This is a genomic window from Agrobacterium sp. MCAB5 (assembly GCF_052114365.1).
Taxonomy (GTDB): Bacteria; Pseudomonadota; Alphaproteobacteria; order Rhizobiales; family Rhizobiaceae; genus Agrobacterium; species Agrobacterium tumefaciens.
The window spans coordinates 659,548-685,215 of record NZ_JBFREP010000001.1 but is presented as its reverse complement, the minus strand read 5'-3'; the positions used below and the strand labels follow the sequence as shown (position 1 = coordinate 685,215).

General features: G+C 59.8%; 29 protein-coding genes. 19 read left to right on the top strand and 10 right to left on the bottom strand.

Translation table 11 applies throughout. From position 1 onward, the window contains the following. Positions 1-34: 34 nt before the first annotated feature. The 6 genes from AB4Z23_RS03325 to coxB form a co-directional block, all read right to left on the bottom strand. Positions 35-910 (bottom strand): cytochrome c oxidase subunit 3, encoded by an 876-nt coding sequence (locus AB4Z23_RS03325; RefSeq protein ID WP_003511788.1) that lies wholly within the window; start codon positions 908-910, stop codon positions 35-37. A gap of 63 nt (positions 911-973) precedes the next feature. Beyond that, complete coding sequence (locus AB4Z23_RS03320) at positions 974-1,603, bottom strand: cytochrome c oxidase assembly protein (RefSeq protein ID WP_003511786.1); 630 nt, start codon at positions 1,601-1,603, stop codon at positions 974-976. Positions 1,604-1,645: 42 nt separating this feature from the next. Continuing rightward, the gene (locus AB4Z23_RS03315; protein WP_013635615.1) at positions 1,646-1,777 is read right to left on the bottom strand and encodes a hypothetical protein; all 132 of its coding nucleotides are present in this window, start codon (positions 1,775-1,777) and stop codon (positions 1,646-1,648) included. After that, positions 1,777-2,730, bottom strand: coding sequence for a heme o synthase (locus AB4Z23_RS03310; RefSeq protein WP_065661294.1), 954 nt, complete (start codon positions 2,728-2,730; stop codon positions 1,777-1,779). The genes AB4Z23_RS03315 and AB4Z23_RS03310 overlap by 1 nt, the downstream gene beginning before the upstream one ends. A gap of 381 nt (positions 2,731-3,111) precedes the next feature. Continuing rightward, a complete protein-coding gene (ctaD, locus tag AB4Z23_RS03305; RefSeq protein ID WP_003511781.1) occupies positions 3,112-4,821 on the bottom strand; it encodes a cytochrome c oxidase subunit I in 1,710 nt (569 codons plus the stop codon). A gap of 17 nt (positions 4,822-4,838) precedes the next feature. After that, positions 4,839-5,702 (bottom strand): cytochrome c oxidase subunit II, encoded by an 864-nt coding sequence (gene coxB / locus AB4Z23_RS03300; RefSeq protein ID WP_019564187.1) that lies wholly within the window; start codon positions 5,700-5,702, stop codon positions 4,839-4,841. A gap of 441 nt (positions 5,703-6,143) precedes the next feature. Between coxB and AB4Z23_RS03295 the strand changes: the two genes are divergently transcribed. The 4 genes from AB4Z23_RS03295 (at position 6,144) to AB4Z23_RS03280 (ending at position 9,557) form a co-directional block, all read left to right on the top strand. Next, positions 6,144-6,668, top strand: a complete 525-nt coding sequence (locus AB4Z23_RS03295; protein ID WP_003511775.1) for an invasion associated locus B family protein — start codon at positions 6,144-6,146, stop codon at positions 6,666-6,668. Between the two features lie 79 nt (positions 6,669-6,747). Then, positions 6,748-8,163 carry a metalloprotease TldD gene (gene tldD, locus AB4Z23_RS03290; RefSeq protein WP_421477905.1) on the top strand — a complete coding sequence of 472 codons (1,416 nt, stop codon included), beginning with the start codon at positions 6,748-6,750 and terminating at the stop codon, positions 8,161-8,163. A gap of 275 nt (positions 8,164-8,438) precedes the next feature. Next, complete coding sequence (locus tag AB4Z23_RS03285) at positions 8,439-8,876, top strand: bleomycin resistance protein (RefSeq protein ID WP_003511773.1); 438 nt, start codon at positions 8,439-8,441, stop codon at positions 8,874-8,876. 6 nt (positions 8,877-8,882) lie between these two features. After that, a complete protein-coding gene (locus AB4Z23_RS03280; RefSeq protein ID WP_003511772.1) occupies positions 8,883-9,557 on the top strand; it encodes an HAD family hydrolase in 675 nt (224 codons plus the stop codon). 35 nt (positions 9,558-9,592) lie between these two features. Here AB4Z23_RS03280 and pdxH read toward each other — a convergent pair whose 3' ends face one another. Continuing rightward, positions 9,593-10,213, bottom strand: coding sequence for a pyridoxamine 5'-phosphate oxidase (gene pdxH, locus AB4Z23_RS03275; RefSeq protein WP_003511768.1), 621 nt, complete (start codon positions 10,211-10,213; stop codon positions 9,593-9,595). A 56-nt stretch (positions 10,214-10,269) separates the two neighbouring features. Between pdxH and AB4Z23_RS03270 the strand changes: the two genes are divergently transcribed. From AB4Z23_RS03270 to AB4Z23_RS03255, 4 genes are all read left to right on the top strand, one after another. Continuing rightward, positions 10,270-10,719, top strand: a complete 450-nt coding sequence (locus AB4Z23_RS03270) for an RT0821/Lpp0805 family surface protein (RefSeq protein ID WP_003511767.1) — start codon at positions 10,270-10,272, stop codon at positions 10,717-10,719. 212 nt (positions 10,720-10,931) lie between these two features. After that, positions 10,932-12,041, top strand: a complete 1,110-nt coding sequence (locus AB4Z23_RS03265; protein ID WP_174068044.1) for a DnaJ C-terminal domain-containing protein — start codon at positions 10,932-10,934, stop codon at positions 12,039-12,041. Between the two features lie 131 nt (positions 12,042-12,172). After that, complete coding sequence (gene fabI / locus AB4Z23_RS03260; protein ID WP_003511762.1) at positions 12,173-12,991, top strand: enoyl-ACP reductase FabI; 819 nt, start codon at positions 12,173-12,175, stop codon at positions 12,989-12,991. 31 nt (positions 12,992-13,022) lie between these two features. Further along, a complete protein-coding gene (locus AB4Z23_RS03255; RefSeq protein WP_003511761.1) occupies positions 13,023-13,616 on the top strand; it encodes a histidine phosphatase family protein in 594 nt (197 codons plus the stop codon). A 199-nt stretch (positions 13,617-13,815) separates the two neighbouring features. Here AB4Z23_RS03255 and AB4Z23_RS03250 read toward each other — a convergent pair whose 3' ends face one another. Continuing rightward, entirely contained in the window at positions 13,816-14,076 is a 261-nt protein-coding gene (locus AB4Z23_RS03250; protein WP_003511760.1) for a DUF1344 domain-containing protein, read from the bottom strand. Between the two features lie 13 nt (positions 14,077-14,089). Here AB4Z23_RS03250 and AB4Z23_RS03245 point away from each other — a divergent pair, with 13 nt between their 5' ends. From AB4Z23_RS03245 to ribB, 3 genes are all read left to right on the top strand, one after another. Beyond that, complete coding sequence (locus tag AB4Z23_RS03245; RefSeq protein ID WP_421477904.1) at positions 14,090-14,392, top strand: hypothetical protein; 303 nt, start codon at positions 14,090-14,092, stop codon at positions 14,390-14,392. Positions 14,393-14,529: 137 nt separating this feature from the next. Next, a complete protein-coding gene (aroC, locus tag AB4Z23_RS03240; RefSeq protein ID WP_003511758.1) occupies positions 14,530-15,627 on the top strand; it encodes a chorismate synthase in 1,098 nt (365 codons plus the stop codon). A gap of 11 nt (positions 15,628-15,638) precedes the next feature. Beyond that, a complete protein-coding gene (ribB, locus tag AB4Z23_RS03235) occupies positions 15,639-16,739 on the top strand; it encodes a 3,4-dihydroxy-2-butanone-4-phosphate synthase (protein ID WP_003511757.1) in 1,101 nt (366 codons plus the stop codon). 168 nt (positions 16,740-16,907) lie between these two features. Here ribB and AB4Z23_RS03230 read toward each other — a convergent pair whose 3' ends face one another. Then, entirely contained in the window at positions 16,908-18,101 is a 1,194-nt protein-coding gene (locus AB4Z23_RS03230) for a winged helix-turn-helix domain-containing protein (protein ID WP_038490068.1), read from the bottom strand. Between the two features lie 115 nt (positions 18,102-18,216). Here AB4Z23_RS03230 and AB4Z23_RS03225 point away from each other — a divergent pair, with 115 nt between their 5' ends. The 7 genes from AB4Z23_RS03225 (at position 18,217) to dxs (ending at position 24,357) form a co-directional block, all read left to right on the top strand. Then, positions 18,217-18,897, top strand: coding sequence for an energy-coupling factor ABC transporter ATP-binding protein (locus AB4Z23_RS03225; RefSeq protein WP_013635602.1), 681 nt, complete (start codon positions 18,217-18,219; stop codon positions 18,895-18,897). Continuing rightward, on the top strand, positions 18,894-19,499 hold the full coding sequence (locus AB4Z23_RS03220; protein WP_421477903.1) for a CbiQ family ECF transporter T component: 606 nt from the start codon (positions 18,894-18,896) through the stop codon (positions 19,497-19,499). Before AB4Z23_RS03225 ends, AB4Z23_RS03220 begins: the two co-directional genes overlap by 4 nt. 31 nt (positions 19,500-19,530) lie before the next feature. After that, entirely contained in the window at positions 19,531-20,094 is a 564-nt protein-coding gene (locus AB4Z23_RS03215; RefSeq protein WP_035197936.1) for a biotin transporter BioY, read from the top strand. A 26-nt stretch (positions 20,095-20,120) separates the two neighbouring features. Beyond that, complete coding sequence (locus AB4Z23_RS03210) at positions 20,121-21,056, top strand: histone deacetylase family protein (RefSeq protein ID WP_003511750.1); 936 nt, start codon at positions 20,121-20,123, stop codon at positions 21,054-21,056. A 2-nt stretch (positions 21,057-21,058) separates the two neighbouring features. After that, a complete protein-coding gene (locus tag AB4Z23_RS03205) occupies positions 21,059-21,313 on the top strand; it encodes an exodeoxyribonuclease VII small subunit (protein ID WP_003503059.1) in 255 nt (84 codons plus the stop codon). 102 nt (positions 21,314-21,415) lie between these two features. Further along, positions 21,416-22,339, top strand: a complete 924-nt coding sequence (locus AB4Z23_RS03200) for a pirin family protein (RefSeq protein ID WP_003511747.1) — start codon at positions 21,416-21,418, stop codon at positions 22,337-22,339. A 98-nt stretch (positions 22,340-22,437) separates the two neighbouring features. Further along, entirely contained in the window at positions 22,438-24,357 is a 1,920-nt protein-coding gene (gene dxs, locus AB4Z23_RS03195; RefSeq protein ID WP_003511745.1) for a 1-deoxy-D-xylulose-5-phosphate synthase, read from the top strand. Positions 24,358-24,398: 41 nt separating this feature from the next. Here the strand turns inward: dxs and AB4Z23_RS03190 are convergent, their stop codons facing one another. Continuing rightward, entirely contained in the window at positions 24,399-24,761 is a 363-nt protein-coding gene (locus AB4Z23_RS03190; RefSeq protein WP_013635596.1) for a nuclear transport factor 2 family protein, read from the bottom strand. Positions 24,762-24,868: 107 nt separating this feature from the next. Here AB4Z23_RS03190 and AB4Z23_RS03185 point away from each other — a divergent pair, with 107 nt between their 5' ends. Beyond that, entirely contained in the window at positions 24,869-25,663 is a 795-nt protein-coding gene (locus AB4Z23_RS03185; RefSeq protein ID WP_421477902.1) for a helix-turn-helix domain-containing protein, read from the top strand. The last annotated feature ends 5 nt before the right edge of the window (positions 25,664-25,668 follow it).

The following is a 25,668-nucleotide window of genomic DNA, read 5'->3' as shown; positions in this document are numbered from 1 at the left end:
AGATGCCGCCCTCCGAGTCAGAAAACAAACCGCATCACTCCGCCAGCGGCGCGCCCCAGCCGCCCCAGATGTAGATCGCGAAGAACAGGAACAGCCAGACGACGTCAACGAAGTGCCAGTACCAGGCAGCCGCTTCGAAGCCGAAATGCTGTTTCGGCGTGAAACCGCCGGCAATGGCGCGCAGCAGGCAGACCAGCAGGAAAACCGTGCCGACGAAAACGTGGAAACCGTGGAACCCGGTCGCCATGAAGAAGGTCGCACCATAGATCGAGTTCTTGAAGTCGAACGGGGCGTGCATGTATTCGTAAACCTGCACGGTCGAGAACAGGACGCCGAGGGCAACGGTGAGGACGAGACCGGTGATCAGCCCCTTGCGGTCATTGTGCAGCAGGGCATGGTGCGCCCAGGTGACGCAGGTGCCCGACAAAAGCAGGATGACGGTGTTGTAGAGCGGCAGGTGCCAAGGATCGATGACCTCGATGCCCTTTGGCGGCCACTGACCACCGGTATATTCGAGGCGGGACGCCTGAATGGCCTCGTGCGGATAAAGGCTGGCATCGAAATAGGCCCAGAACCACGCGACGAAGAACATCACCTCAGAGGCGATGAACATGATCATGCCGTAACGCAGGTGAAGCGAAACGACGCGGGTGTGGCTACCCTCATTGGCTTCCTTGATCGTGTCTGCCCACCATGCGTACATGGTGTAAAGCACGATGACGAGACCGATATAAAACAGCCAGGGATTGGCCAGTTCCATGCCGAACAGCTTGAAGGAGCCAGCCGACAGGTAACGCATGTAACAGACGCCGCCGAAGGTCAGAATGAATGCGCCGATCGAGGCCAGAAGCGGCCAGGGGCTTGGATCTATGATGTGGTAGTCGTGGTTCTTCTGATGCGTATCTGCCATGTGTGACAATCCCCTGGTATCTCTTCCCAGACCCGGCCCTGCTCAGAAGGCCCGAGTCTCCTCTCACAATTTGCTTTCGCCAGATTCAGTCTTTACCGGCAAGGACGCAACCGGTTTTTCGGTTTTGGCCGGATAAAACGTATAGGACAGCGTCAAAGTATGAATGTTCTTCGTTTCGCGCGCCGTGGCGATATCCGGATCGATGAAAAACACCACCGGCATTTCGAGCGTTTCGCCCGGCTGAAGCGTCGTTTCGGTGAAGCAGAAACACTCCACCTTGTTGAAATAAGCGCCTGCTTCCATGGGCGTGACGTTAAAGACCGCCGTGCCCGTGGTTGCCACCGCTGAGCGGTTCGTCGCCTTGAAATTGATCTGCACCGTCTCGCCGATTTTCGGCGTGACCAGCTTGTCGACCGGGCGGAAATCCCAGTTGAGGCCATTCGACGTATTGGCGTCGAAGGTGACGTTGATGGTCTTGTCGAGAATGACGTCGGAATATTGCTCGACGCGCTGGGTCGTGCCGTTATAGCCAGTGACGCGGCAGAACAGGCTGTAGAGCGGAACGGCGGCATAGGCCATGCCGATCATAGCGCAGAAAAACACGAGACAGAGCACGAGGATGGAGCGATTGCTCACCCGCTGCGTGCCGGCGGTTGCCTTGTCTGCCCCGATATTTGCCCCAGTATTCGCCATGTCCCCCTCCTCTCCTCCGATCATGCCCTCACTGTCAGGCCGTCAATGCGAACCGATCTTGATGATGGTGATGACGTAAAACAGCACCACCAGACCGGCGAGCAAGACGCCGAGCGCGACGTTGCGCCCGCGCCTCGATTTTTTCTGCGCCGCGCTCAGTTCCACGGTTTCCATCAAAAAACTCCCGAAATCACGGCTTTCAGGGCCGGAGCGAAATGATCGGCCAAAAGGCCGGAGAAGATGGCGAAGAGGTAAAGCACCGAATAGGCGAACATCTTCTTGGCGGGCAGCATTCTTTCGTCACCGTCAGGCATGCGCCGGACATCGAGCGAACAGTACACAAAGATCGCGCTCAGCACGGCGGCGAAAATGCCATAACCGAGGCTCGCCAGACCGGTGAAATACGGCGCGACCGCAACTGCAGCCGTCAGCACGGCGTAAACGATCATCTGGTTCTTGGTGGAGCGCTCGCCCGCCACGTTCGGCATCATCGGAATGCCGACGGAGCCGTAGTCGCGCATCTTGAACAGCGCCAGCGCCCAGAAATGGGCTGGTGTCCACAAGAAGATGATGAGGAAGAGGATGACGCTATCAAGCGAAACGCCGCCGGTGACGCAGGCCCAGCCAAGCATGGGCGGGAAAGCGCCGGCAGCACCACCAATGACGATGTTCTGCGGTGTCGAGCGTTTCAGCCACATCGTATAAACGACGGCGTAGAAGAAAATGGTGAAGGCGAGCAGTCCGGCGGAGAACCAGTTGACCGCAAGCCCGAGGATGACCACCGAAAAGGCCGAGAGCGTCAGTCCGAAGGCCAGCGCCTCGCCAGGTGCTACGCGGCCGGACGGGATCGGCCGCTTGGCGGTGCGGCTCATCACGGCGTCGATATCTGCATCGTACCACATGTTGAGCGCGCCGGATGCGCCGGCACCGACTGCAATACAGAGAATGGCGATGACGCCGAGGACCGGGTTGATGTGGCCCGGCGCCAGCACGAGGCCCGCAAACGCCGTGAAGACGACGAGCGACATGACGCGCGGTTTCAGCAACTCGAAATAATCGCGCGCGCCGGCTTCCGAAAGTTCGGAGCTTTCCAGGCCAAGCATTTCGCGATTGTCGATGACGGTCATTTCGTATCCTGTTTTTCTTCAGATGCCGCTTGCCGCGGCATCCCTTGCACCAGCCCGAAAACAGAGTGTCGTTTTCGGCGTGCACGGTGCGTCAATTCATTGGTTCGAACGTTCCGGCACGGGCAGCACCGGGGTCAAAGACCCGATGCCATGCGCATGGTATATCGCCACGCCCGTTCCGTCGCCCTGCTGCGTCTGCCCATTCATAGCGGCAGTACTTGGCTTTTATCATGTCGTACGAAAAGCTTCGCTTGGACAAAATGCCTCACGCGGCAGCAGACTCCGTCCGCCTCAAGGGAAACGGCGCGGATAAGCCCACACCATCCCCTCTTTTCAGCTTCCGGAGTTCGCAAGCCCTGCCCGCGCACTCCGGTCCGGCATTCAGCGAATGCGCGGAAGCTGTTCCCACTGGTGGTATGGCGGCGGAGAGGACAGCTGCCATTCGAGCGTCGTCGCACCTTCACCCCAGGGATTGTTGCCAGCGATCCGCTTCTTGGCGAAGGCTTCCCAAACACCGAAGAGGAAGATCAACACGGCAACGGCCGAGATATAGGAACCATAGGAAGACACCAGGTTCCAGCCGGCATAGGCATCGGGATAATCGATGTAACGACGCGGCATGCCGGCAAGGCCGAGGAAGTGCTGCGGGAAGAAGATCAGGTTCACGCCAACGAACATCACCCAGAAGTGCAGCTTGCCGATGAACTCGTTGTACATGTAGCCGGTGATCTTCGGGAACCAGTAATACCAGCCGGCGAAGATCGCGAAGACCGCGCCGAGCGACAGAACGTAATGGAAGTGCGCCACGACGTAGTAGGTGTCGTGCAGCGAACGGTCGAGACCGGCATTGGCGAGCTGGACGCCGGTAACACCGCCGACCGTGAACAGGAAGATGAAGCCGATTGCCCAGACCATCGGGGTCGAGAAGGTCAGCGAACCGCCCCACATCGTCGCGATCCACGAGAAGATCTTGATACCTGTCGGCACCGCGATGACCATGGTTGCGAAGACGAAATAACGCTGCGCTTCCAGCGAAAGGCCGACCGTGTACATGTGGTGCGCCCACACGATGAAGCCGACAGCGCCGATGGCGACCATGGCGTATGCCATGCCGAGATAGCCGAAGACCGGCTTCTTGGAGAAGGTGGACACGATGTGGCTGATGATGCCGAAGCCGGGCAGGATCAGGATGTACACTTCCGGGTGGCCGAAGAACCAGAACAGGTGCTGGTAGAGGATCGGATCACCGCCGCCTTCCGGCGAGAAGAATGCCGTGCCGAAGTTACGGTCGGTCAGAAGCATGGTGATGCCACCAGCCAGAACCGGCAGAGAAAGCAGCAGCAGGAATGCGGTGACCAGAACCGACCAGGCAAAAAGCGGCATCTTGTGCAGCGTCATGCCCGGAGCGCGCATGTTGAGGATGGTGGTGATGAAGTTGATGGCGCCAAGGATCGACGACGCGCCGGCAACGTGCAGCGAGAAGATCGCAAGATCCACCGCCGGTCCCGGCATGCCGTTGGTCGAAAGCGGCGGATACATGGTCCAGCCGCCACCCACGCCGTAACCGCCCGCCGGACCTTCGACGAAAAGCGACAGGAGCAGCAGGATGAACGCCGGAACGATCAGCCAGAAGGAAATATTGTTGAGGCGCGGGAAAGCCATGTCAGGAGCGCCGATCATGATCGGGATCATCCAGTTGGCAAAGCCGCCGATCATCGCCGGCATGACCATGAAGAAGATCATGATGAGCGCGTGCGCTGTCGTGAACACGTTGAACATGTGCTTGCCGCCGTCGATGGCAGCGTCACCCTCGAAGCCGTAGACCATGGAGGCCAGACCGTGGAAGATCTGGATGCCCGGCTCCTGCAACTCCATACGCATGACAACCGAAAGCCCGCCACCGATGATACCCGCCATGATGGCGAAGATCAGGTAGAGCGTGCCGATGTCCTTATGGTTGGTCGACAGAAACCAGCGGGCGAAAAAGCCCGGCTTGTGGGAATGATCATGCGAATGATCATCATGCGCGTGCCCATCATGAGCGGATTGACCATGCGAGTGATGATCGTCGTGTGCGGAAGGTCCAGCCATTGTCGTCACTCCAGGTCTCAGTTGGTTTCGTTGGCGGCAACGTCGACCGTGCGCGGAGCGCCATCGACGGAGGCCATCAGTGCCCGGTTCGCGCCGTTCAGATCTGAAGCGGCGGCGGCGTGCCAGGCATTGTACTGCTGTTCGGAAACCACCCGAATGGCGATCGGCATGAAGGCGTGGTCCTTGCCGCAAAGCTCGGAACACTGGCCGTAATAAAGGCCTTCCTTCTCCGGCTTGAACCAAGTTTCGTTGAGGCGGCCCGGAACGGCGTCGATCTTAACACCGAAAGCGGGCATGGCGAAGGCGTGGATGACATCCGTAGGCGCCGCCGTCACCAGAAGGCGAACGGTCTTGCCGACCGGAACGACCATTTCATTGTCTACCGCGAGAAGACGCGGGTAGCGGGCCTTGTCCTCCTTGCCTGCAGCTGCACGATCCTGCTCTTTCAGCAGATAGCTGTCGAAGGCGAGCGGCTCGGCGCCCTCGGCAGCCTTGTATTCGTAGTTCCAGAGCCATTGCGTCGCAGTCGCCTTCAGCGTCAGATCAGGGTTTTCCGGCTGCGTCAGCTGCGCGTTCAAAAGATTGAACGACGGGAAAGCGAGGAACAGGAGAATGAGAACCGGCGCAAGTGTCCACACCACTTCGATCGCGGTGTTGTGGCTGGTCTTGGACGGAACCGGATTTTTCGCTGCACGGAATTTCAAGGCGACGATAATGAGCAGCGCAAGAACGAAAAGCGTAACCGGAACAATGAACCAGAGCGTATATTGTTCAAACCAGCGTATTTCGTGCATGATCGGCGTGGCGGCCTCCTGCATGCCCATTTGCCAATGCACCGGCTGATCGGCGTGGGCGCCGACAGCCGTGAGCAGACAGGTCATCCCCGCCAATGCTGCGTAAATCCTATTCGTCACGGTACCCTCTCCCTCACGCGTCTGATCTTGATCAATTACAGACGCAGAATCCATGCTTATGGTACTAACTTCAAACCACAGTTTGTCCTCTGCCGCAATATGCGTAAGGACACGGATGTCAGCCAATTTCACCATTGTTCGTCGCAGCCGAGTTTCCCATGTCCCGTATCCCGCAAGATATTTCAGGTGCGCTTGGCAATGGTCAAAATCCGGCGCAGCCCATGCTGGCAGCGCTTTTGCAGCAGGCTTGAGCCACCAGGTACCGGCTGCCGCACGGTCAAATCAGGCGCCTGCACCTGGCAACAGGTCCTATTTCCGCCCAACTCGGCTGGAATTGAGGTACCAAGGCTTTTTTTTCCGGATTATGGCGTCAAAATAGCCGCACTGATTCGAATCCCAGAGGTATCCATGCGTCTTTCCCCGCTCGCGCGCACTTTTCTTGCCGCCGCCGGTCTTGCCATCATCGCTCCCGCCGCAGCGGCGCTGGCGCAACAGCAGCCGCCCGGAACGCCGAAGTCGACGCATGGAGCATGGTCGGTGATCTGCGACAAGCCGGCAGGCGCATCCGAAGATCAATGCGCCCTGATGCAGAACGTGATTGCCGACGACCGCCCGGAAGTGGGGCTTTCGGTGGTGGTCCTGAAAACCGCGGACCGCAAGTCGCGCATCCTGCGTATCCTCGCACCGCTTGGCGTGCTTCTGAAGGACGGCATGGAGCTTTATATCGACAACAACAACATTGGCCGCGCCTATTTCACCCGCTGCTTCTCCGAAGGCTGCTATGTCGAGGTCGATATTGACGACGAGCTGCTGAAGGTTCTGCGCGCCGGCAAGAACGCGGTTTTCGCGCTGCGTGAATCCGTCGATCAGGATCGGGTCGGTATTCCGATCGAGCTCACCGGCTTTGCCGAAGGCTACGACGCGCTTCCCTGAAGCCTCGTGTAAAGAGACAGCCTTGCGTCTGTCGGCTCCAGTGCCTAAATCGAAGGAACGATAAAGACTGGAGCCTTCAATGACCAACGACCTTGTAAATCTCTTCGATTGCGACGAGACGCAGTTGCGCAAGCTGGTCGCGGAAGCGCTCACCGGCGCAGACGATGGCGAGTTGTTCATCGAACATGCGCAGGCCGAATCGCTGACCTTCGATAACGGCCGCCTCAAGGGCGGCTCCTTCAATACCGACCAGGGTTTTGGCCTGCGCGCCGTTGCCGGCGAGACCGTTGGCTACGCCCATGCGGGTGAGCTGTCGCAGGCTGCGCTGAAGCGGGCGTCGGATGCGGTTGGCGCCGTGACCAGAGGTTATTCCGGTTCCTATGCCGCAGCCCCACAACGCACTAACAAAAAGCTCTACGGCGCCGAAAACCCGATCGGCAGCCCGAGCTTCGAGGAGAAGGTGAAACTTCTCACCGATATCGATGCCTATTTGCGCGACAAAGACGCGAATGTCCGACAGGTGACGGCGACGATTTCCGCAAGCTGGCAGGTAGTGGATATTCTGCGCGCCGATGGCCATCGCGTCAGCGATGTCAGGCCCATGACCCGTATCAATATTTCCGTGGTCGCAGGTGAAGGCGACCGGCAGGAAAGCGGCTCCTACGGCATTGGCGGCCGCGTCGGCTTTGGCGATTTCATTACCACGGAGAACTGGCAGCGCGGTGCGGACGAGGCGCTGCGCCAGGCGCTCGTCAACCTGACCGCCGTCGATGCGCCCGCTGGCACCATGGATGTGGTTCTCGGCTCCGGCTGGCCCGGCGTCATGCTGCATGAGGCTGTGGGCCATGGCCTCGAAGGCGATTTCAACCGCAAGAAAACCTCGGCCTTTGCCGGCCTGATGGGCGAGATGGTGGCAGCCCCGGGTGTGACTGTGGTGGATGACGGCACCATCGACAGCCGCCGTGGTTCGCTCACCGTCGACGACGAGGGAACACCGTCGGCCTATAATGTGCTGATCGAGAACGGCAGGCTGGTGGGATACATGCAGGACCGCCAGAACGCCCGGCTGATGGGTGCAAAGGCGACAGGCAATGGCCGCCGGCAGGGTTATGCCTATGTGCCGATGCCGCGCATGACCAACACCTACATGCTGTCAGGCGACAAGACGCCCGAAGAGATCATCTCCTCCGTCAAGAAGGGCATCTATGCCGTTTCCTTCGGTGGCGGTCAGGTGGATATCACATCAGGCAAGTTCGTGTTCGGCTGCACCGAGGCTTATCTCATCGAGAACGGCAAGATCGGCGCGCCGGTGAAGGGTGCAATGCTGATCGGCAACGGGCCGGACGCAATGAAGCGCGTCTCGATGATCGGCAACGATTCGAAACTGGACACCGGCATCGGCAATTGCGGCAAGGCCGGGCAATGGGTGCCGGTTGGCGTCGGTCAGCCGCACCTGCGCATGGACCAGATCACCGTCGGCGGCACGAAGGCGTAGTTCCGGCCTCGAGCCGGAATCCAGCCTACCCGCGTCCGCTTGGCGAGATGAGCCGTTTCAGCCCAAGGACTTGGGCTGACTGTGTGCCGGATCATGTCCGGCATGAGGTGAGAAAAGCTGTGGCAGGCCGAAAAGTTGAACCTGCTTCAGCCCACAACTCCGCACATGGCTGCCATGATGAGGATTCCTCTGGCAAGTCACCCGGAAGACGATAATATCGCCCCATTACCGCAGGCCACGCCTCCCATAGCCGGGCCTGCGCGGCAAAGGAGACCATGACCATCATACGAAATGCCCTCGTCCCGGAACTAGCCGTCAGCGACTGGCAGAAAAGCCGCGCTTTTTATTGCGACCTGATCGGTTTTCATGTGGTTTATGAGCGCGCCGAAGAGGGCTTTGCCTATCTGGCGCTGGGTGATGCGCAGCTGATGATCGACCAGATCGGTGCGACCCGGACCTTCGTGGCGGAAAATGCAGCGCTTGAATTTCCGCTGGGCCGCGGCATGAATCTGCAACTTGCCGTTCCTTCCCTGCTGCCCATCCTCGCGCGGCTTGAGCGGGCGTCGATCGATCTTGTCCTGCCGTCAGAGGAAAAATGGTACAGGCGCGGCACAGTCGAGGTCGGCAACCGGCAATTCATCGTCGCCGATCCGGACGGTTACCTGCTCCGCCCGTTCGAAAGCCTCGGTGAACGCCCCTTCCGGTTCGGTTGAGCCGCCATGCTGCCTTTTCTCCCGCATGCTGTCGTTTTCGACATGGACGGATTGCTGATCGAAAGCGAGACGCTTTATCGCGATTCCTTTCTGGCCGCATCAGATGAGGGCGGCCACGGAATGCGGGTCGAGACCTATCAGAAGGTCTGCGGCAGCCCGTGGGATGTCATTACCGGCACCATTTTCGCCGATTATGGCGCCGATTTTCCGATCGACAGCTTCCGTGACGCCTGGCTCCGGCATCTTGCCGTGATGATGGCGGAAGGCGTGGCGCTGAAACCCGGCGTCGTCGAAATCCTCGATCTTCTCGACAGGCTCGATATACGCCGCGCCATCGCCACCTCCTCGCGGCACGATTCCGTCACGCGTCATCTCGGCCCCTATGACCTGCTCAAACGTTTCGATACCATCGTCGCCCGCGGCGACTATTCGGAGCCGAAGCCGTCGCCCATGCCATATCTTACTGCCGCAAAACGTCTCGGCATCGATCCGGGCCGTTGCCTGGCGCTGGAGGATTCCTGGCACGGCGTGCGCTCCGCCTCATCGGCGGGCATGATGACGATCATGGTGCCGGATGTCGCGCCGCCGACCGAGGAAATGCGGGAAAAATGCATCGCCGTTTCAACCGACCTTCATGCGGTTGCCGGTCTCCTGCAACAGGCGCCGTTATCAGAGGCATGAAGGCGCGGGCAAGGACGGCCTGCCTCCTGCAGCTTTCAAGGATACATGCGGACCTTGGACCACGGTTCATCCGGCGTCTCGCGGCGGAATTCGACACGGTCGTGCAGGCGGAACTTGCGGTCGTGCCAGAACTCGATGCTGACCGGGCGAATGCGGAAACCGGACCAGTAGGAGGGGCGCGGAATATCGCCGATCGCATATTTAGCGGTGTATTCGGCAACCGCCTTTTCCAGCGCAAACCGGCCTTCCAGCGGCCGCGACTGTTTCGACGCCCAGGCGCCGATGCGGCTTCCGCGCGGACGCGAGGCGTAATAGCTATCCGCTTCCGCGTCGGTAACGATCTCCACCTCGCCGCGCAGACGCACCTGCCGGCGCAGGCTTTTCCAGTGGAAACACATGGCTGCTTTTTTCTGGCCCAGGATCTCGCGCCCCTTCTGGCTTTCGAAATTCGTATAGAAAACGAAGCCGCGATCGTCGACGTCCTTCAGCAGCACCATGCGCACATTCGGCAGGCCGTTTTCATCGACGGTTGCGAGTGCTACCGCGTTCGGATCGTTGATTTCGGAGGCCGTCGCGTCCTTCAGCCATTCGGCAAAAAGCGTGAACGGTTCATTTTCTTCAGTGAAGTCACTGGATGTTAACCCCGTTTCCGACATATTGACTAAAATGCTCCCGAGCTGATTTGGACCCCAGAGATGATCTCTGGCGAAAGATGGTGACCGTCATAGCAAAGTCGAACAGTCGAACAAAGGGCCTCCTTTCATCGATAGCGGAAGTTTCCGCCATCGTGTCAATGCTTGTGGTGCTGAGCGGATGCGTCAGCCTTGACCTGTTCGGCGGCGACAAGGTCGATCGCTCGCTTTCCACCGCCTCCGTTCCCAACCAGCCCAATAATAACCCGCAGACCGACGACGCGACCATCCGCAATGCGGTCACATCGGCGGATCTCACCAAACTCGCGGAACAGCCCCTGCCCTGGGCCAATGCCGCAACCGGCAGCGCTGGTGTCGTCACCACCATTCACGAAGACAAGTCCAGCGGTTTCGTCTGCCGCGATTTCAAGACGACACGCCACTCTTTCGAAGGTGTTGCGAGTTATGCCGGACAGGCCTGCCTGTCGGAAACCGGCGAATGGTTACTCACCCGCTTCGAACAGAAATAAACTGTTTACCCTGGCGCGCGGAATTAATCCGGCCGCATGGCAGCGCGCATTCCCCGTAAACAACTGCTTAGCAACTTATTGCCACAGTCGACGTTGTTTGAACCGAGGGCATGCATGCGAATGATCGTAGGCATCCCTTTTCGGAGGGGTTTGTTTCAGGATTGCGCCATGAGCGGCTGCACGTGCCTGAGCCAACGTAACTGGTGTTTCGCATGCGCGATCCGTATTCTATCCTCGGCTTAAAACGTGACGCCCGTCACGAAGACATCAAGGCTGCCTGGCGCACGAAGGCAAAAACCGTCCATCCGGACGCCAATCGCGATGACCCTGACGCGTCGGCGCGATTCGCCGAGGTCGGGCAGGCCTACGATCTTCTGAAAGACCCCAAAAAGCGCGATCTTTACGACCAGGCTCGCAAGGCGGCCGAGAAGAAGCGGCGCGGCGAAACAATCATGCAGCAGCGGGAGGCGGCACGCGAGGCCGCCGAGCGCGCCAGGGCCGCTGAGAAGCTGATGGAGGAACTGGCCCGTGCGGATGCCCGCAACAGGGCGCAAACCGGCCAGAAAGCCGATGCAAAACCCGAAACGGCCGAAGATATCGTCGAGCGGATTTTCGGCGCAGACGCGCAGAACGACCCCAAGGTGCAGCAGGCAGCCGAAGCGGCGAAAGCCGCAGCCACGGGCGTTAAGGGCGAAGCGCCCGGTGCTGGCGAGACCACGCAGACGTCTGCAAGCGAAACCGCAGCCGCTTCGCTCGCCGCCAACCTCTTCAGCGCTCTCGTGCGTCGCTTCCGCCCCCCGCAGACGCCGCCGGAAAAGGCACCTGACATCACGGCGGAAGCCACCGTTACGGTCACCGAACTTCTGGAGCGCAAATGGATCACCGTATCCCTTGCCGACGAACGCGAGGTACGCTTCCAGCTTGAACCCGGCATGACGGACGGTCATGTGGTGCGGCTAAAGGGCCAGGGGCTGAAGCTGCCGAACATTGCGCGTGGCGATCTGGCCGTCACGTTGCTGGCGGCACGCGACGACGCCTTTTCCCTTCGCGGCTTCGATATTCATACGACGCTGCCAATCTCTCTCAGTGACGCGGTTCTGGGTTGCGAGACGAGTATCCGGACGCCGCTTGGCGAGGAAACCGTCACCATTCCTGCCTGGTCCGGCTCCGACCGCGAGCTGCGGCTTGCCGAAAAGGGGCTTGCGGACGGCAAGGGTGGATATGGCGATCTCGTCATCGAATTGCGCATCATCCTGCTCGAAAAGCCGGACGAGAAGGTGACTGACCTCATGCGCCACATGCGCGAAGGCCTTTATTTGTAAAAGTTTTGCGAATAGGCGGGACAACGCACCCTTTGTTACGTTCCCTAACAGTAGATGATCCTCGGCAATCTTGAACAGGATTGCAGCCTATGCCATAGGCAGAATCAATCGAAAGTATCAGGGAGCATACAATGGCTCAGGCATCCGGCCTTATGGCTGGCAAACGCGGCATCATCTTGGGTGTCGCCAATAATCGTTCAATCGCTTGGGGCATTGCCAAGGCTTGCGCGGACGCGGGCGCGGAAATCGCGCTCACCTGGCAGGGCGACGCGCTGAAGAAGCGTGTTGAACCGCTGGCGCAGGAACTGGGCGCCTTCATGGCCGGCCACTGTGACGTGACCGACCTCGAGACGATCGATGCGGTTTTTGCCGGGCTGGAAAAGCATTGGGGCAAGATCGATTTCGTCGTGCACGCCATCGCCTTTTCGGACAAGGACGAGCTGACCGGCCGTTATCTCGACACCAGCCGCGATAACTTCAACCGCACCATGGACATTTCCGTCTTCTCGCTGGCCGCCGTTGCCAAGCGGGCAGAGCCGATCATGAATGATGGTGGTTCGATCATCACGCTCACCTACTACGGTGCCGAGAAGGTCATGCCGAACTACAACGTCATGGGCGTGGCCAAGGCTGCACTCGAGGCAAGCGTGCGTTATCTCGCGGTAGACCTCGGCAGTCGCGGCATCCGCGTCAACGCGGTTTCCGCTGGCCCGATCAAGACGCTTGCGGCTTCCGGTATCGGCGATTTCCGTTACATTCTGAAATGGAACGAATACAACGCGCCGCTGAAGCGCACCGTTTCCATCGAAGAAGTCGGCAAGTCGGCGCTTTACCTGCTGTCCGACCTTTCGACGGCTGTCACCGGCGAAATCCACCACGTGGATTCCGGTTATCACACCATCGGCATGAAGGCTGTTGACGCGCCGGATATCTCGGTGGTCAAGGACTGAGCCGACCGAACTTTGAAACAGGGGTATCGCCTTGCTCGTCTATGTGATCCGGCACGGACAAACGGACTGGAATGCGATACGCCGGCTTCAGGGCCAGAAAGACATTCCGCTCAATGATTTCGGCCGCGCGCAAGCGGTCGGCAACGGCAAGGTTCTGGCGCAAATTCTCGGCGACTCCGCGCGTGATTTCGATTACGTGGCAAGCCCGCTCGGGCGCACGCGCGAGACCATGGAGCTGATGCGCGGAGCGATGGGGCTCGATCCCCACGCATACCGCACCGATGACCGCCTCGTTGAAGTTTCCTTCGGCGACTGGGAAGGCCAGACACTGCCGGAACTGAAAAAAGAATTTCCCGACCGGGTGAAGGCGCGCAAGGCCAACAAGTGGGACTTCATTCCCCCCGGTCAGCATGCCGAAAGCTATGAAATCCTGTCCTGGCGTATTGGCGCATGGCTTTCCTCAGTCGAGGTGCCGACGGTATGTGTCTGCCACGGCGGCGTAATCCGCTCGATCTTCCGCCTGGTTTCCGGCATGGACAAGGATGAAGCCTCTACGACGCAGATCCCGCAGGACCGGATTTTGAAGGTCGAGATCGACAGGAACAGTGCTGAGTGGATTTCGTGAGGGTACCGATCCTGCTCCGTCATTCCGACCTCGAGCCGGAACCGGCCAACCCAAATCTTTAGGCTGAAAAAACCAATCCCGCCACGCAGACGCTCGTCGGCTGGATGTCGGATCAAGTCCGGCATGATGGAAATTCTGGAGCTTCCCGACCGGGATTAGAGAGGTCTGCCTCGACAACAGGCAGAGCCTAAACCGCAGTTTACTGCACGACCTCGAGATCATCGACCACGCGTTTTCCGTCCACTTCCGTGTAGAAAACAACGACCTTCACACCTGCCTTCAGGCCTTCGAAATTGAACTCTTCCGGCACACGGTAATTCTTGCCGTCGTTCAAGGTAATGGTCAGCGCATTCACGTCGATCTTGCTGATCGTTCCCTCGACATCGACGCTCTGGGCGTAGCTGTTGATAGGCATAAGCAAGTTGGCGGTGGCCAGAAGGGCGGCAATCATCATACGCATCGATCTAGCTTTCGTGAATTTGCGTGAAAACTTTACATGCATGAAGAATTGCCTTTCGAATGTGGCGGAAATTGCCCGCAACCATGACATTTTCGGCCCAATTGATGAACGGATTTTGGATCGCGTTCAAGTCGTTAGTGATTTTTACACCGCATTTCCCGGCAATATTGGAAAACCGCGAAACAGCGTGGAAAACACCAGCACCTTTACACTTTTGTCACCTGGAAAACTCTGCGCCGTTTCCGCCGAATCATTCATCCGGCCAGTCGTCAGCCATCGTCACGCCTGTCGTTTTCCGGGCTGCTCGGCGTCGTGAACGGTGCGTCGCCGTCTTATCGGACTTGCGATGAAAGAAAGGCTTTTGCCTTGGTCCGATTTTCTACTATGACAAATCCGCTTGTTTTAAACGGCCCCTGTCCGCAGGCGCGCCCTCGTTTTCCGGTCTAGAGAAATATGTCGCATAACAGCTTCGGTCATCTTTTTCGCGTTACCACCTGGGGCGAAAGCCATGGGCCCGCTTTGGGCTGCGTGGTGGACGGCTGCCCGCCCGGTATTCGCTTCACGCTTGCCGAGGTGCAGCACTGGATGGACAAGCGCAAGCCCGGCCAAAGCCGCTTCGTCACCCAGCGCCGTGAAGATGACATCGTCAAAGTCCTGTCCGGCGTGATGCTGGATGAGGACGGCGAGACGATGATAACCACCGGCACGCCGATCTCGATGCTGATCGAAAATACCGACCAGCGTTCCAAGGATTACGGCGAGATTGCCCGCAGCTTCCGCCCCGGCCATGCCGACTTCACCTATGACCTGAAATACGGCATTCGCGACTATCGCGGCGGCGGACGCTCTTCCGCCCGCGAGACGGCGGCGCGTGTTGCCGCAGGCGCAATCGCCCGCAAGGTGGTACCGAGCCTTAACGTGCGCGGTGCGCTGGTGCAGATCGGCAAACACAAGATCAACCGTGACAATTGGGATTGGGACCAGGTCGATCAGAACCCGTTTTTCTGCCCCGATCCGGCGATGGTGCCGGTGTGGGAAGAATATCTTGACGGCATCCGCAAGGCGGGATCGTCGATCGGCGCGGTCGTCGAAGTCGTGGCGGAAGGTGTTCCGGCCGGCATCGGCGCGCCGATCTACGCCAAGCTCGATCAGGATATTGCCTCCAGCCTGATGTCGATCAACGCCGTCAAGGGCGTGGAGATTGGCGAGGGATTTGCCTCGGCCGAGCTTTCCGGCGAGGAGAATGCCGACGAGATGCGCATGGGCAATGACGGCAAACCGATTTTCTTGTCGAACCATGCCGGCGGCATTCTGGGCGGCATCGCGACTGGCGAGCCCGTCATCGCCCGCTTCGCCATCAAGCCCACCTCCTCCATTCTGACGGAGCGGCAGTCCATCGACACCGACGGCCGCAATGTGGATGTGCGCACCAAGGGCCGCCACGACCCCTGCGTCGGCATCCGCGCCGTGCCGATCGGCGAGGCGATGGTGGCCTGCACCGTTGCCGACCATTATTTGAGAGATCGTGGCCAGACCGGCCGGTTGAAGTGAGGTAATCCGAAATGGCCTATGATCAGAAACGTGTCGTCGACGCTATCCGCGCTTTCGAAGCTGGCGAGATCGTTGTCGTGACCGACGACGACGACCGTGAAAACGAAGGCGATCTGATTATTTCGGCGGTTCATTGCACGCCGGAAAAAATGGCGCTGATCGTGCGCCACACATCCGGCATCGTTTGCGCGCCCATGCCGCGTGACGAGGCAAAGAGGCTGAACCTCAACGCCATGGTGGCGGAAAACGACAGCGCCCACACGACCGCCTTCACCGTCAGCGTCGATTTCAAGCATGGCACCACGACCGGTATCTCCGCGGATGACCGCACCTTGACAGTGCGCAACCTCGCCAACCCGAATGTCGGCGCGTCGGATTTCACCCGGCCAGGCCATATCTTCCCGCTGATTTCCCGCGAAGGCGGCGTGCTGATGCGTTCCGGCCATACCGAAGCGGCGGTCGATCTCTGCCGGCTCGCCGGCCTGCCGCCCATCGGCGTCATCAGCGAGCTTGTCAATGACGACGGCACCGTGATGCGTGGGCCGCAGGTCCTGGATTTCGCCGAGAAACACGGCATGAAGCATGTTTCGGTCGCCGATCTGATCGCCTATCGCCAGCGCAAGGAAACGCTGGTGGAGATGGAATCCTCCTTCACCATCCAAACCCCGTTCGGACCGGCCAAGGCGCATACCTATTCCCTGCCATGGGACCGGATGCAGCATATGGCGGTGATTTTCGGCGATATCCGCGATGGCGTCGATATTCCCGTCCGCCTGCACCCTGAAAACGTTGCTGACGACGTGTTCGGCGACCGCCAGCCGGTGCAGCACTATATGCAGAAGATCGCCGAAGAAGGCCGCGGCGTCATCGTCTATCTACGCGAAGGTTCTGTCGGCGTCGGCCAGGTGGACGGACGGCGCAAGGCGCGTGATCCCGACGAAGCGCACGCACAGGCCCGTTCCCGCGAAAATGAGTGGCTGGAAATCGGCCTCGGCGCGCAGATTCTCAAAGACCTCGGCATCAGCTCGATCAAGCTGATGACGACCCGCGAGCGCCACTATGTCGGGCTGGAAGGCTTCGGGATCAAGATTTCGGCAACCGATATCGGGTGATGTGGGGACGTCGCGAGGGAGCTTCGATTTGGCGTCCTCTCCGCCCGTCCGGCGTCATCCTCGGTCTTGTGCCGAGGATCTGCAGACGCATCCTATACATTTTCCGTTGCAGATGCTCGGGACAGGCCCGAGCATGACGGAAGAGGCAGTCGCCGGCTCAAGGCGCAATTACACATCCCGCCACCCCTCCAGATAATTCACACTCTCCACCCCCGTAAACTTCGCAAGCCGCGACAATTCCGCGTCTAGTTTTTCGAGCCTTCCCGCTGAGGCGCGCACGCCCGGTTCCAGCCACAGGCGGCGCACATCCAGCGTGCTGCGCTTACGGTCTGCCTTCATGTCGATACGGCCAATCAGTCGGTCGCCTTCCAGAAGCGGGAAGACGTAATAGCCATATTGCCGTTTCGGCTCGGGTACGAAGACCTCGATACGGTAATAGAAGCCAAACAGCCGCTCCGTGCGGTTGCGGTCGCGCAACAGCGGATCGAAGGGGCTCAGCACACGGACGCGGGACGACGGTTCCGGCAGGTTGGCGACATCGGCGCTGAAATCCGCAAAGGCATAGGACGGACGGGCAGCACCGCCATCGCTTGCGAGAAGCGAGACCTCGCACAGTTCGTCACGGTGGCTCTTGACCCAGTCCCTCGCCTCCTGCGGGGTAACGAGATCAAAAAAGGCGGCGATTTCGCCATGGGTGGCAAAACCCAGCCGGGTGAGCGCCTGCCGGCAGGCCCAGTCGACGAATTGCGTATGCTCCACTTCGCTTTCGTGGTGCTCGCCGGGAATGACCCGCTCCGCCAGATCATAGACCTTCTGAAAATTCACGCGGCCGGATATGGCAAGCTTACCGGTGTGCCACAGATATTCGAGTGCAGTCTTGGAAGGATGCCAGTTCCACCAGCCGCCGGACTGATGCCCCTCCTCCTTCAACTCACGCGCCAGAACCGGACCCGTGGCGGCGATGCGCTCCAGCGTCTCGGCGAAAGCCGCATCGAACCCCTCACCATGCCATTTGCGCCAGCGCTCCTGAATGATCGGCTCGCGGCGGCGGAAGCGGTGCTTCCAATATGGGTAAAATTCGGTCGGCACGATGGAGGCATCATGCGTCCAGTGCTCGAACAGCGCGCGGTCCTTTTCCAGCAGTGCTGTCAGATGTTCGCGCCTGTAGGTCTGGTTTCGGGAGAATATTATCTGGTGATGGGCGCGCTCCACCGTGCCGATACTGTCCACCTGCACGAAACCGATATCGGTAATGAGCTGCAGCAGGCCATCCTTGGAAAGCGCCTTTCCGGGCGGAGAGCAAAGCCCCTGCCGCGCCAGAAAAATCCGCTTTGCCGCTTCGTTTGAAACCTTGATCGTCATAAAGCAGAAGGTATGACGGCTTTTTCAGGATTGCAATGTTCTTTTTTTGTTCTTTGTTTCACTTCTGTTGATGACACGATATAGAACCGGAAAGCGATAGAGGGATGCATCAATCTTGGAAATCCGTTTCGACACCGCAGGCGTCGCCTTCGAGGGCAGGCAGGCTTTACAGCCCGTGTCCCTGACATTGACTGAACGGCGTATCGGCGTCATCGGCCTCAACGGCTCGGGCAAGACCACCTTTGCGCGGCTGATCAATGGTCTGACAAAGCCGACGCGCGGCAAGGTGTCGGTGAACGGTCTCGACACCGTCAAAGATGCGAGAGCGGTATTGCAGGCAGTCGGTTTCATCTTCCAGAATCCGCAGAACCAGATCATCCTGCCGATCATACGCGACGATGTCGCCTTTGGCCTCAAGCGACTCGGTATCGGCAAGACGGAGACAGAAACGCGGGTCAAGGCCGTGCTTGCCCGGCTCGGTATCGCTCATCTGGAAGAGCGGCGCGCGCACGAGCTTTCCGGCGGCGAATTGCAGCTGGCGGCGCTGGCCGCCCTGCTGGTCACTGAACCGCAAATCCTCATTCTCGATGAACCGACCAATCAGCTCGACCTCAAAAACCGCGCGATCGTTGAAAAGACAATGGCTGCGCTGTCGCAGGCGCTTGTCGTCATCACCCACGATCTGCCGCTGCTTTCCGGCTTCGATCGCGTACTGGTTTTTCACGAAGGCGAGCTTGTTGCAGACGCCAACCCCGAAGAGGCGGTGGCACGTTATCTGGAGGTTGCGTCGCGATGAAGTCCCTGCATGTCGAAGGCACGGGCTGGCTCTACCGCGTCTCTCCGCGCCTCAAGCTCGTGACGCTGATGGTTTTCAGCATTGCGCTGTTTCTCACCCGCGATCTGCTTTTGCTGGGATGCGCCGTCGTTGTGGCCGCCGCCATTCTGCGCGAGACGCGGCTGCAATTCCGCGAGATCGGCCTGCGGCTACGCCCGGTGATGCTGACCATTCTCCTCGTTGCCGCCTTCAGCTATCTGCTGCTTCCGGTACACGATGCGAGTGTCAATCTTCTGCGGCTGACTGCACTGGCGCTTCTCGCCACCGCCGTCACCATCACCGTCAGCATTTCGCAATTCATGGACGAAATCGCGCTTGCCGCCGCCCCGCTGGAGAGGCTGGGGCTGGTCAAGGCGGCGGATATCGGGCTCGCGGTCGGGCTCGTCGTGCGGTTCGTGCCTGAGATCGTCAATCGTTACCATGCCATGCGCGATGCGCACCGGGCGCGCGGCCTCCCCGTTCGGCTGGCCACGATCATCGTGCCGCTCGTCATTATGACGTTGAAGGATGCGGATGCCATCGCCGACGCCATTGACGCGCGCGGTTTCAGAGGCCAAAGCTGACGGCAAAACAACCACCCGGAGTTCCCGAGCCATGACGACCCGCGACCTTGTGCTGATCTCGCTGTTTTCCGCCATCATCATCGCACTCGGACTTTTGCCGCCGATCACGCTTGGTTTCATTCCGGTGCCCATCACCGCGCAGTCACTTGGCGTCATGCTGGCCGGTGTCGTGCTGGGGGCGAAACGCGGCACGCTCGCGGTTCTTCTGACCATCCTCATCGCCGCCATCGGCCTGCCAGTCCTCTCAGGCGGACGCGGCGGCCTTTCCATCTTCACCACGCCGACCACGGGCTTCCTGATCGGCTGGATTGCTGCCGCTTTCGTCACCGGCACGCTCTCGGAAAAACTCGTCAATCGCGGCCAGTCGGCTCTGACGCAGGGTATCGGTTTCTTCATCGCAAGCCTCGCCGGCGGCGTGGTCGTGCTTTATGCCTTCGGCATCTCCTATCTGGCGCTGGTGGTCGGGCTCGGGTTTGAAAAGGCGTTCATGGGTTCGCTCGCCTTCATTCCCGGCGATGCGTTGAAGGCCGTGCTTGCCGCACTTGCCGGCCGCGCTGTGATGGTCGGCTATCCGCTTTTGCCGCAGCGCGCTTGATCAGCTTATTTCGGGAGGATTAGAGAATGGCGACCCGTCTTTACGAACATCCGATCTTCCTTGAACACATCACGCCGGAAGGCCATCCCGAGCGGCCGGATCGGCTGCGATCTCTGAACATTGCGCTCGAACATCCGAATTTCGAGCGACTGGTCCGTAAGCAAGCACCGCAGGCCAACGAGGATGCCGTGCTTCTGGCGCATCCGGAGGAGCATCTGCTGTCTGTCATGCGCCAGATTCCCGAGGAAGATGGCGAGATCAACCGCGTCGAGGCCGACACCTATGTCTCGCCGAAAAGCCTGCAGGCGGCGCTGACCGGTATAGGCGCTGCGATGGTGGCGGTAGATGACGTGTTTACGGGTGCCGCCGACAACGTCTTCGTTGCGTCCCGCCCGCCCGGCCACCATGCGGAAACCGCAAAGGCCATGGGGTTCTGTCTCTTCAACAATGCAGCAATCGCCGCCCGTCACGCCCAGAAGGTGCACGGCGCAGAGCGCGTCGCCATCATCGACTGGGACGTGCATCACGGCAACGGTACGCAGGATATCTTCTGGAACGACACGTCAGTGCTGTTCTGTTCCACCCACCAGATGCCGCTTTACCCGTGGAGCGGCGATAAAAACGAAACCGGCGTGAAGAACAATGTCGTCAACGCGCCACTTTCCCCCAATACCGGCAGCGAGTATTTTCGCGAGGCGTTCAAATCCCGCGTCCTGCCGGCGATTGCCGATTTTTCGCCCGATCTCATCATCATCTCCGCCGGTTTCGACGCGCATCACCGCGATCCGCTTGCGCAGATCAATCTGGTGGGCGAGGATTTCGACTGGGCGACGGGGCGGCTGCTGGAAATGGCGGACAAATACGCCTCGAACCGGGTCGTCAGCCTGCTTGAAGGCGGTTATGATCTGGAAGGGCTGGCGGAATCGGCGGCCATGCATATTTTGAGAATGATGAAGGGTTGAAAATGACGGAAAATGCCAACACAGCCGATGTCAGCGGTTATTCCTTCGAAAAGGCCGTCGCCGAGCTGGAAAGCATTGTTGCACGCCTGGAGCGCGGAGACGTGGCGCTGGACGAGTCGATCGCCATCTACGAGCGTGGCGAAGCCCTGAAAAAACATTGCGAGACGCTTCTGAACGCCGCCGAAAAGCGTATCGAGAAAATCCGTCTCGACCGCGCCGGAAAACCACAGGGCGTGGAGCCGCTGGACGGGGAATAAACACGTCCTGTTGAACGGGGGCGACACAGCGTTCAACATTACGGCGCTCCCACGTCGTATCGTTCGTGGTAAGCTTGCGTGTAACGATACGAGGAGCTTCGGATGTCCTTCTTTCCCGGCAACGATCCTGTCGCAGGTGATGCTTTCGCCTGCGACGCCATCGAAAACCTCATCATTCCGCGCACCAGCGATATTGGCGGCTTCGCCGTGCGGCGGGCGCTGCCGACGCGGCAGCGGCGTCTTGTCGGCCCGTTCATCTTTTTCGACCGCATGGGTCCGGCCATCCTGAAGGCGGGCGAGGCGCTGGATGTCAAGCCGCATCCGCATATCGGGCTTTCCACCGTTACCTATCTGTTTGACGGCGAAATCAAGCATCGCGACAGTCTCGGCACCGAACTGGTCATCCGGCCCGGCGACATCAACCTGATGACGGCGGGGCGCGGAATCGTGCATTCAGAGCGCACGCCGGAAAACCTGCGCGGCCATCCGCTTTCCATGTCCGGCCTGCAGACCTGGCTTGCCCTCCCCGATCATATGGAGGAAATCGCTCCGGCCTTTTCCCATACCGCCCGCGAAGACATGCCTCTGATCGATATCAAGGGCGCATCCGGTCGGGTCGTCATCGGTGATTTCGAAGGCCTCACTTCCCCCGTTTCGGCTTTTACCGACACGCTTTACGTTGACCTGACGCTGGAACCGGGTGTGAAATTCCCGTTCTCTGCCGACCATGAGGAACGGGCGATCTACATTCTTTCCGGCTCTCTGGATGTCGCAGGTGACGTTTTTGCCGCCGACCAGTTGCTCGTCTTCCGGCCCGGCGACGACATCACATTGCAGAGCGGCAGTGGCGGCTGTCACATCATGATCTTCGGCGGTGCGGCACTCAACCAGCGCCGTTACATCTGGTGGAACTTCGTTTCGTCATCAAAAGAACGCATAGAGCAGGCCAAACAGGAGTGGAGAACCGGACGCTTCGATATCGTTCCCGGCGACGAAGAAGAGTTTGTCCCTTTGCCGGAGGGTTGAAATTCTATAGAAGTGAACGACATGCAGGGCTCAACTGCCGGCTTTCCATATGAAAGACGCACTGGTGCCCGCCGCTGACACGAGAAAAGGCCGAACGATTGACCGGAATGCCACAGACCCCATTGCTTGACCGGGTGAATTTTCCATCCGATCTCAAGGAGATCGACGATCGCGACCTGCCGGAACTGGCAAGGGAGTTGCGCGACGAGATGATCGACGCGGTGTCGAGCACCGGCGGGCATCTGGGTGCCGGTCTGGGCGTGGTGGAGCTGACGATTGCCATCCATAAGGTGTTCAACACGCCGGAAGACCGGTTGATCTTTGATGTCGGCCACCAATGTTATCCGCACAAGATCCTGACCGGCCGTCGCGAGCGCATCCGCACGCTGCGCCAGGAAGGCGGGCTTTCCGGTTTCACGCGTCGGGCAGAGAGCGAATATGACGATTTCGGCGCCGGCCATTCCTCCACCTCCATTTCCGCCGGTCTCGGCATGGCGGTGGCTGCGGGGCTGGATCAGAGCGACCGCAAGGTTATCGCCGTCATCGGTGATGGCTCCATGTCTGCGGGCATGGCGTTTGAGGCGCTCAACAATGCCGGTGCGCTCGACGCGCGGCTGATCGTCATCCTCAACGACAACGACATGTCGATTGCGCCGCCGACGGGCGCGATGAGCGCTTATCTCGCGCGGCTCGCCTCCGGCCGCACCTATATGGGCTTTCGCGATTTCGGCAAGAAACTCACCGCCTATCTCGGCAAGACCATCGACCGCGCCATTACCCGCGCCGTGACCCATGCGCGCGGTTACGTAACCGGCGGCACGCTGTTCGAGGAGCTTGGCTTCTATCACATCGGGCCGATCGACGGTCATTCCTTCGATCACCTGCTGCCTGTACTGCGCAATGTGCGCGACAACCAGAAAGGCCCTGTTCTCATCCATGTGGTGACGCAGAAGGGCAAGGGTTATGCACCGGCGGAAGCGGCAGCGGACAAATATCACGGCGTCAACAAGTTCGATGTCATTACAGGCGCGCAGGCGAAAGCCAAGCCGAATGCGCCGAGCTATACCAGCGTGTTTGCCGAAGCGCTTATCCAGGAAGCGACCCTCGACGACAAGATCATTGGCGTCACCGCCGCCATGCCTAATGGTACCGGGCTGGACAAGATGGCCGAGCTTTTCCCGGCCCGCACCTTCGATGTCGGCATTGCCGAGCAGCACGCCGTCACCTTCGCGGCGGGGCTTGCGGCTGACGGTTACAAGCCGTTCTGCGCGCTTTATTCCACCTTCCTGCAACGCGGTTACGACCAGCTGGTGCATGATGTGGCGATACAGAGCTTGCCCGTGCGCTTCCCCATCGACCGCGCCGGTTTCGTCGGCGCAGACGGACCGACCCACGCCGGCTCTTTCGACACCACATTCCTTGCCACCCTGCCCGGCATGGTGGTTATGGCGGCGTCCGACGAGGCCGAGCTGAAACATATGGTTCGCACAGCCGCAGCCTATGATGAAGGCCCGATTTCCTTCCGTTATCCGCGCGGCGAAGGCGTGGGCGTCGAGATGCCCGCGCGCGGTGAGATTTTGCAGATCGGCAAGGGCCGCATCATCAAGGAGGGCACCAAGGTCGCACTCCTTTCCTTCGGCACACGCCTTGCCGAATGCTTGGCGGCTGCCGAAGACCTCGATGCCGCCGGACTTTCGACCACGGTTGCCGATGCGCGCTTCGCCAAGCCGCTCGACCTCGACCTCATCCGCCAGCTTGCCGCTCATCATGAGGTTCTGGTGACAATCGAGGAAGGCTCTGTCGGCGGTTTCGGTGCACATGTGCTGCATTTCATGGCAAGCGCAGGCTTGCTCGACCACGGCCCGAAGGTTCGGACCCTGACGCTGCCCGACCATTGGGTGGAGCAGGCCAAGCCCGAGACCATGTATGCCAATGCCGGCCTCGACCGCGCCGGCATCGTTTCAACCGTGTTCAATGCGCTCGGCCAGCGTCAGGCCGGCGTCGGTTTCGCCGGCTGACAGCATTAATGGGACAGAAGGCGGGACGACCCGCCTCTGCCTCAGGATGCGGCGCCATCGAGAAAACCGACGACATTTTCAATCTGCCCCTCGGCATTTAGGCTGACGACATCGGTTCCGCCGGCGACATCTTCTCCGTCAGGCGAAATGAGACGCCATGAAAAACGGGTGAAGTTGCCGTGGCCGTCCGGGGTGCCTGTGAGCACAAAGCGATATCCCGGAAACTTCTGCCGCGCCGCCTCGATCATCGCGGCAATCCCCTGCTGCCCCTCACCCTGCATCAAAGGATCTGTATAGCACGCCATTTCAGCCCAGCCTTGGCTGACGAGGCGCTGGCGGCGTTCATCGTTCTCCTCGTTCCAGACAGCGAGGTAGGTTTCGGCGATTTTGAGATGTTGCGTCATGATTGCGCTCCTTTTTGTTGACGGCCCGAGCATGCCGGGGGCTGTGACGCAGAACAATTACCTGCGAGGTAATCGCATTGCCGATATCTTCTGCTAGGCTGCGGGGCATGACACATCATCAAGAACATGTCGGCCAGGTGCTTAAGGAATGGCGCGCGCGCCGCAGATTGAGCCAGCTCGATCTGGCGTCCGATGCCGAGATATCGGCGCGCCATCTGAGTTTTGTGGAAAGCGGGCGATCTTCGCCCAGCCGTGAAATGCTGGCGAGGCTGGCAGAGCAGCTTTCCATGCCCGCCCGCGCCGCCAACCGGCTGATGCTGGCGGCAGGCTATGCGCCGATCCATTCCGAACGATCACTGGATGCGCCTGATATGACGGCCGTTCGTAAGGCCGTCGAAACCGTGGTGCAGGGCCACATGCCCTTCCCGGCACTTGCAGTCGACCGCCACTGGAATCTGGTTCTTGCAAATGATGCGATCAAATCGCTTCTCGCCGGCATATCCGAAGACCTGCTTCACCCGCCCCTCAATGTATTGCGGCTGAGCCTTCATCCTGATGGCTTGAGTTTACGCATCGTCAATCTTGCCGAATGGCGGCATCACCTGCTGGATCGCCTACGCCGCCAAGTCGAAGAGACCGGAGACGAGACGCTTTCCCGGCTGCATGCGGAACTTTCCGCCTATCCCGCGCCTGCAGCTCCACGGCATTCCGCCGGGGCCGATCCGCTGGCGATACCGCTCGAACTACGCGATCCGTTGTCCGGGGGCGTGCTGCGCTTCATTTCGACCACCACGGTTTTCGGAACCGCCACTGATGTGACGTTGTCCGAGCTGGTGCTGGAATGTTTCTACCCGGCCGACGCCGAGACCCGCGCCGCCCTGATGAACGGTACAAAGGAGTAACTATC

What these genes read in the sequence shown, in the direction of transcription:
- AB4Z23_RS03270 (WP_003511767.1), top strand. Translation starts at nt 10,270, where the DNA reads ATGGTGACCGTCATAGCAAAGTCGAACAGTCGAACAAAGGGCCTCCTT.
- AB4Z23_RS03295 (WP_003511775.1), top strand. Translation starts at nt 6,144, where the DNA reads ATGCGTCTTTCCCCGCTCGCGCGCACTTTTCTTGCCGCCGCCGGTCTT.
- AB4Z23_RS03325 (WP_003511788.1), bottom strand. Translation starts at nt 910, where the DNA reads ATGGCAGATACGCATCAGAAGAACCACGACTACCACATCATAGATCCA.
- aroC (WP_003511758.1), top strand. Translation starts at nt 14,530, where the DNA reads ATGTCGCATAACAGCTTCGGTCATCTTTTTCGCGTTACCACCTGGGGC.
- AB4Z23_RS03190 (WP_013635596.1), bottom strand. Translation starts at nt 24,761, where the DNA reads ATGACGCAACATCTCAAAATCGCCGAAACCTACCTCGCTGTCTGGAAC.
- AB4Z23_RS03230 (WP_038490068.1), bottom strand. Translation starts at nt 18,101, where the DNA reads ATGACGATCAAGGTTTCAAACGAAGCGGCAAAGCGGATTTTTCTGGCG.
- AB4Z23_RS03210 (WP_003511750.1), top strand. Translation starts at nt 20,121, where the DNA reads ATGGCGACCCGTCTTTACGAACATCCGATCTTCCTTGAACACATCACG.
- AB4Z23_RS03185 (WP_421477902.1), top strand. Translation starts at nt 24,869, where the DNA reads ATGACACATCATCAAGAACATGTCGGCCAGGTGCTTAAGGAATGGCGC.
- AB4Z23_RS03285 (WP_003511773.1), top strand. Translation starts at nt 8,439, where the DNA reads ATGACCATCATACGAAATGCCCTCGTCCCGGAACTAGCCGTCAGCGAC.
- AB4Z23_RS03320 (WP_003511786.1), bottom strand. Translation starts at nt 1,603, where the DNA reads ATGGCGAATACTGGGGCAAATATCGGGGCAGACAAGGCAACCGCCGGC.
- AB4Z23_RS03310 (WP_065661294.1), bottom strand. Translation starts at nt 2,730, where the DNA reads ATGACCGTCATCGACAATCGCGAAATGCTTGGCCTGGAAAGCTCCGAA.
- AB4Z23_RS03250 (WP_003511760.1), bottom strand. Translation starts at nt 14,076, where the DNA reads ATGCGTATGATGATTGCCGCCCTTCTGGCCACCGCCAACTTGCTTATG.
- AB4Z23_RS03200 (WP_003511747.1), top strand. Translation starts at nt 21,416, where the DNA reads ATGTCCTTCTTTCCCGGCAACGATCCTGTCGCAGGTGATGCTTTCGCC.
- coxB (WP_019564187.1), bottom strand. Translation starts at nt 5,702, where the DNA reads ATGACCTGTCTGCTCACGGCTGTCGGCGCCCACGCCGATCAGCCGGTG.
- AB4Z23_RS03280 (WP_003511772.1), top strand. Translation starts at nt 8,883, where the DNA reads ATGCTGCCTTTTCTCCCGCATGCTGTCGTTTTCGACATGGACGGATTG.
- pdxH (WP_003511768.1), bottom strand. Translation starts at nt 10,213, where the DNA reads ATGTCGGAAACGGGGTTAACATCCAGTGACTTCACTGAAGAAAATGAA.
- AB4Z23_RS03265 (WP_174068044.1), top strand. Translation starts at nt 10,932, where the DNA reads ATGCGCGATCCGTATTCTATCCTCGGCTTAAAACGTGACGCCCGTCAC.
- AB4Z23_RS03315 (WP_013635615.1), bottom strand. Translation starts at nt 1,777, where the DNA reads ATGGAAACCGTGGAACTGAGCGCGGCGCAGAAAAAATCGAGGCGCGGG.
- fabI (WP_003511762.1), top strand. Translation starts at nt 12,173, where the DNA reads ATGGCTCAGGCATCCGGCCTTATGGCTGGCAAACGCGGCATCATCTTG.
- AB4Z23_RS03205 (WP_003503059.1), top strand. Translation starts at nt 21,059, where the DNA reads ATGACGGAAAATGCCAACACAGCCGATGTCAGCGGTTATTCCTTCGAA.
- AB4Z23_RS03215 (WP_035197936.1), top strand. Translation starts at nt 19,531, where the DNA reads ATGACGACCCGCGACCTTGTGCTGATCTCGCTGTTTTCCGCCATCATC.
- ctaD (WP_003511781.1), bottom strand. Translation starts at nt 4,821, where the DNA reads ATGGCTGGACCTTCCGCACACGACGATCATCACTCGCATGGTCAATCC.
- AB4Z23_RS03220 (WP_421477903.1), top strand. Translation starts at nt 18,894, where the DNA reads ATGAAGTCCCTGCATGTCGAAGGCACGGGCTGGCTCTACCGCGTCTCT.
- tldD (WP_421477905.1), top strand. Translation starts at nt 6,748, where the DNA reads ATGACCAACGACCTTGTAAATCTCTTCGATTGCGACGAGACGCAGTTG.
- ribB (WP_003511757.1), top strand. Translation starts at nt 15,639, where the DNA reads ATGGCCTATGATCAGAAACGTGTCGTCGACGCTATCCGCGCTTTCGAA.